This is a genomic window from Devosia equisanguinis, from assembly GCF_900631955.1.
In the GTDB taxonomy this organism is placed as follows: Bacteria; Pseudomonadota; Alphaproteobacteria; order Rhizobiales; family Devosiaceae; genus Devosia; species Devosia equisanguinis.
Genome location: NZ_UZWD01000077.1, coordinates 1 through 4,475, shown reverse-complemented (window position 1 = coordinate 4,475; position 4,475 = coordinate 1). Strand labels below are relative to the sequence as shown.

Annotated in this window: 5 protein-coding genes; 3 read left to right on the top strand and 2 right to left on the bottom strand. The window is 64.2% G+C overall.

All coding sequences use genetic code 11. The annotated features are described in order from the left end of the window. Positions 1–143: 143 nt before the first annotated feature. Positions 144–1,118, bottom strand: a complete 975-nt coding sequence (locus DEVEQU_RS19775) for a zinc ABC transporter substrate-binding protein (RefSeq protein ID WP_126152336.1) — start codon at positions 1,116–1,118, stop codon at positions 144–146. Positions 1,119–1,355: 237 nt separating this feature from the next. Here DEVEQU_RS19775 and znuC point away from each other — a divergent pair, with 237 nt between their 5' ends. The 3 genes from znuC (at position 1,356) to DEVEQU_RS19760 (ending at position 3,612) form a co-directional block, all read left to right on the top strand. Further along, a complete protein-coding gene (gene znuC / locus DEVEQU_RS19770; RefSeq protein ID WP_126152335.1) occupies positions 1,356–2,153 on the top strand; it encodes a zinc ABC transporter ATP-binding protein ZnuC in 798 nt (265 codons plus the stop codon). 233 nt (positions 2,154–2,386) lie between these two features. Continuing rightward, positions 2,387–3,193 (top strand): metal ABC transporter permease, encoded by an 807-nt coding sequence (locus DEVEQU_RS19765; protein WP_126152334.1) that lies wholly within the window; start codon positions 2,387–2,389, stop codon positions 3,191–3,193. Between the two features lie 2 nt (positions 3,194–3,195). Further along, entirely contained in the window at positions 3,196–3,612 is a 417-nt protein-coding gene (locus DEVEQU_RS19760) for a Fur family transcriptional regulator (protein WP_126152333.1), read from the top strand. 125 nt (positions 3,613–3,737) lie between these two features. On the opposite strand, the gene rsmD is transcribed toward DEVEQU_RS19760, so the two are convergent. Beyond that, complete coding sequence (rsmD, locus tag DEVEQU_RS19755; protein WP_126152332.1) at positions 3,738–4,292, bottom strand: 16S rRNA (guanine(966)-N(2))-methyltransferase RsmD; 555 nt, start codon at positions 4,290–4,292, stop codon at positions 3,738–3,740. Positions 4,293–4,475: the final 183 nt, after the last annotated feature.

Here is a 4,475-nt window from a genome sequence, read left to right as displayed (position 1 = left end):
TGGGGGGCCATCAGTGAATCACTGAACCACCCCCCACCCCGACCCTCCCCCTCAAGGGGGGAGGGGGCGATGGAGCCGCAGGACCGGTTTACCGGACGATCACCGTAGCCATATGGCTCCGGCAAGGAATGGCAGGCGGCCCGTTAGCCCAGACAATCCACCAGGCCCTTGGCGAGGCCGCGGAGAAGGTTGGGGTAGAGGTCGACGCCTTCGGTGAGCGAAGCGCCTTCCGGATCGAGGACGCCGGCCTTGGCATCGGTGCCCTCGACGATGGTGCGGACGATGGCGGGTTCGAAATTGGGCTCGGCAAAAACGCAGGTCGCGCCCAGCTCCTTGACCTTGGCGCGCAACTCATCGATGCGGGCAGCGCCGGGCATCACTTCGGGGGAGACGGTAACCGTGCCGGCGACGTCGAGACCGAAGCGGGCCTCGAAATATTGATAGGCATCGTGGAAGACGATGAAGGGCTTGCCTTCGACCGGGACGAGCGTCTGACGCAGTTCCTCGGTGACCTCATCGAGCCGGAGCTGCTCGGCTTCGGCATTGGCCTGGTAGACAGCTGCATTATCCGGATCGGCTTCGGCCAGAACCGTGGCGATCTCTGCAACCATCAGCTTGGCATTGGCCGGATCGAGCCAGAAATGCATGTCGCCTTCGCCATGTTCGTGATCGTGGCCCGCATGATCGTGACCCTCATGATCGTGATCATGACCTTCATGGTCGTGGTCGTGGCCCTCGTCGCCATGGGAATGGGGTTCGAAGGCGCCGCCCTCGCGCACCGGCAGCAGTTCGATGCCGGGAGAGTCGGCCAGCTTGACCACCTTGGCCTTGGTGGAGAGCGTCTCGAGCGCGTCGCCCAGGAATAACTCCATGCCATGACCAGTCCAGAACACGATATCGGCGCCTTCGAGCGCTGCGGCATCGGAGGGGCGCAGCGAATAGGTGTGGGGCGAGGCGGCGCCCTTGACGATCAGGCCCGGAGTGCCAAGATCGCCCATGACAGCCGCAACCAGCGAATGAATGGGCTTGATGGACGTAACCACGGTGGGCGCCGCGATGGCCGTTCCAGTGAGCAGCGCAGTGGCGAGCGCGGCAAGGGAAAGGGTGATTTTGTGCATCGTCTGGCCTCTTGGCAAAGGGAGGAAGGCAAGCGACATGTAATATTATTACGCTTGCGACGGTGTTATGCTATAACGTATTGGAACGCGTCAAGACGGGTTGTGGAAAGAGTGGGGCGGCTTCTAGTGCGTCGCTACGGGGCCTAGGCGTGTGGCTCACCCCCTCCCAACCTCCCCCTCAAGGGGGAGGAGCTGCGCTGGTGACTGTTTCCAGACCGAGCTTTTTACTGAGGCTAAATGAACGCGATTGTGCAACGAGAAAACCTGATCACCCTCAGCAATGCCGGGGTGCGGCGGGGTGGGCGCGTGCTGGTGGAAGGGGTGGACCTGACCATTGCGCGCGGTGAGATCGTGACGCTGATCGGGCCGAACGGATCGGGCAAATCCACGACCGCCAAGATGGCAACTGGGGTGATGAAACCCGATATGGGCAGCGTCACGCGCAAGGCGGGGCTGCGCATCGGCTATGTGCCGCAAAAGCTCTCCATCGACTGGACGCTGCCGCTGACGGTGGATCGGCTGATGACGCTGACCGGAGATTTTGGCGCTGGCGAGATCGACGCGGCGCTGGAGGCGGTGGGCGCGTCGCGGCTGCGCCGGGCGGCGGTGCAGGAGCTCTCCGGCGGGGAATTCCAGCGGGTGCTGTTTGCGCGGGCGATGATCCGCAAGCCGGACCTATTGGTGCTGGACGAACCGGTTCAAGGCGTCGATTTTTCCGGCGAGGTGGCGCTGTACGAGCTGATCCGGCAGATCCGCAACGAGACGCAGGCGGGGGTGCTGATGATTTCGCACGACCTGCATGTGGTGATGGCCGAGACCGACACGGTGATCTGCCTCAATGGCCATGTCTGTTGCCGGGGCACGCCCAGCGCGGTGAAGAAGAGCCCGGAATATCTGGCCTTGTTCGGCGAACGCGCGGCGCAGACCCTGGCGATCTACGAGCATCATCATGACCATGAGCACCATGACGATGGCTGCGTGGTGGGGGATGAGCATCATCATGGGCATGAGCATGCGGGGCACCGGCATGGGTAATGAGAGTTTTGGGCTCGAAATGCCCCCACCCGGCCTCCCCCTGAAGGAGGGGGAGGAGAAGAGGGGTTTCGCCGAGGGCTCCGCACATCCGATCGGTCCCTCCCCCTGCTTCAGGGGGAGGTTAGGTGGGGGTGTTAGGGTGGCGCACAGGGCGCCCCACACCCTCATTCCCTGCCATCAAGGAGGAAAGCAAAGGAGCCGGCAGGCTCGCGTTTCTGGCAGAGGGATCAAAAATGTTCGGTGATTTCTTTTCGCGGGCGCTGATTGCCGGGGTAGGGCTTGCTGCCGTCACGGGGCCGCTGGGGTGTTTCGTGGTGTGGCGGCGGATGGCGTATTTTGGGGATACGATGGCGCATTCGGCGCTGCTGGGGGTGGCGCTGTCGATCCTGTTGTCAGTCAACATGACGCTGGGCGTGTTCGCGGTGGCGGCGATGGTGGCGGGCGCTTTGCTGCTGCTGCAGCGGCAGAATACGCTCTCGACTGATGCGCTGCTGGGGATTTTGAGCCATTCGAGCCTGGCGGTGGGTCTGGTGATCGTAGGATTTTTGACGCAGGTGCGCATCGACCTGATGGGGTTCCTGTTCGGGGATATCCTGGCGGTTTCGGTGGAGGACATTGCGGTGATCTATGGCGGCGGCGTCGCCATTCTTGCCATTCTCTGGCTCAACTGGCGGCCGCTGCTGGCGGCGACGGTGAGCCCGGAACTGGCGGAGGCCGAGGGACTGAAGCCGGAGGTGAGCCGCATCATCCTGATGCTGCTGATGGCCTCGGTGATCGCCATTGCCATGAAGCTGGTGGGCGTCTTGCTGATCACCTCGCTGCTGATCATCCCGGCGGCGACGGCGCGGCGGCTGAGCGCGACGCCGGAAATGATGGCCGGGGTAGCGGCGGTGCTGGGGGCGGTATCGGTGGTGGGCGGGTTGTTCGGCTCGCGCACCTGGGATACCGCTTCGGGACCGTCCATCGTGGTGATGGCGCTGGCAATTTTCCTTGTGTCGCTGGCAGTGCCGACGGCGCGTCTATTTGGCAGGAGAGCATGAGCATGGCCCACGATCATTCCCATCCACCCGCCGATCTGACGCGCAATCAGGGGCTGGTGCTGGCGGCGCTCAACGAGGCCCCTGCCCCGCTCTCGGCCTATGATATTCTCGACCGGCTGCGCGGCGATGGCCTGCGGGCGCCGCTCCAGATCTACCGGGCGCTGGACAAGCTGGTGGAGCGCGGGCTGGCGCATCGGCTGGAATCGCTCAACGCCTTCGTCGCCTGCGCCGACACCCATTGCCACCGCAAGGGGCTGATCGCCTTCGCCATCTGCGAAGGCTGCGGCAAGGTGGACGAATTCGCCGATGCGGTGATCGAGGAGCGGCTGGGCAACTGGGCGCAGCAGACCGGCTTCAAGGTCGAGCAGACGACGATGGAAATCCGCGGCAAATGCGCGGCGTGTCTGAAGGCGGCGTGAGCATTTCCACTCATTCCTCTCGTCACCCTTGGGCTTGACCTGAGGGCTCTTCCAGCCATCGCAAACGCCCTCGGGTCAAGCCCGAGGGTGACGGGCGGTGGGGTTGGAGGGGAGAAGGGAAGACGTCAGCCGAAGCTGAGGAAGCGGACGGCGGCGGCGCCGTATTCGCGGGTGTCTTCGAGAGTGAAGCCGGCGGGGAGAGTGACTTCTGCTGTTGCCGATTCTTCCCAGACCACCGTGGCGCCGGGGGCGAGCCAGCCATTGGCGGCGAGCTCGGCAAGGGCCTTTTCGCCCAGGGCCTGGTTGTAGGGCGGATCGAGAAAGACCAGGTCGAACTGGCCGAAGGTGCCGGGCGCGCCTAGGGCGGTGGCGTCGCGGCGCAAGAGCTTGGTGATGCCGGCGGCGCCAAAAGCCTCGATGTGATCGCGGATCAGGCCGCGCGCTTCGGCCCCGGTGTCGACGAAGGTGACGTGAGCGGCGCCGCGCGACAGGGCCTCGAGACCGAGCGCGCCGGTGCCGGCAAAGAGATCGAGCACGCGCTTGTCGGCAAGGACCGGACCGAGACGCGAGCCCAGAATATTGAAGATGGATTCGCGGGCCCGGTCGGAGGTGGGCCGGATGGAGTCATCCGAGGGCGAGGACAGGGCCTTGCCGCGATATTTACCGGCGACGATGCGCATGGGTCTTGCCTTTACCTAACTGTCGATAAAGGCGGCGAGCGCCGCCTTCTCATTCCATCCTATCTCCTCCCCGAGGAGGAGCAGCTATCTTCAGACATTGTCGCAACCGTCTTCGGCTCTCTCGCCTCCCTCCCCCTTGAGGGGAGGGATTGAGGGTGGGGGTCCATCAGTGGATCACTGAAC

Excerpts from the sequence above, each read along its gene's own strand:
- DEVEQU_RS19775 (WP_126152336.1), bottom strand. The coding sequence starts at position 1,118 with ATGCACAAAATCACCCTTTCCCTTGCCGCGCTCGCCACTGCGCTGCTC.
- znuC (WP_126152335.1), top strand. The coding sequence starts at position 1,356 with ATGAACGCGATTGTGCAACGAGAAAACCTGATCACCCTCAGCAATGCC.
- DEVEQU_RS19765 (WP_126152334.1), top strand. The coding sequence starts at position 2,387 with ATGTTCGGTGATTTCTTTTCGCGGGCGCTGATTGCCGGGGTAGGGCTT.
- DEVEQU_RS19760 (WP_126152333.1), top strand. The coding sequence starts at position 3,196 with ATGGCCCACGATCATTCCCATCCACCCGCCGATCTGACGCGCAATCAG.
- rsmD (WP_126152332.1), bottom strand. The coding sequence starts at position 4,292 with ATGCGCATCGTCGCCGGTAAATATCGCGGCAAGGCCCTGTCCTCGCCC.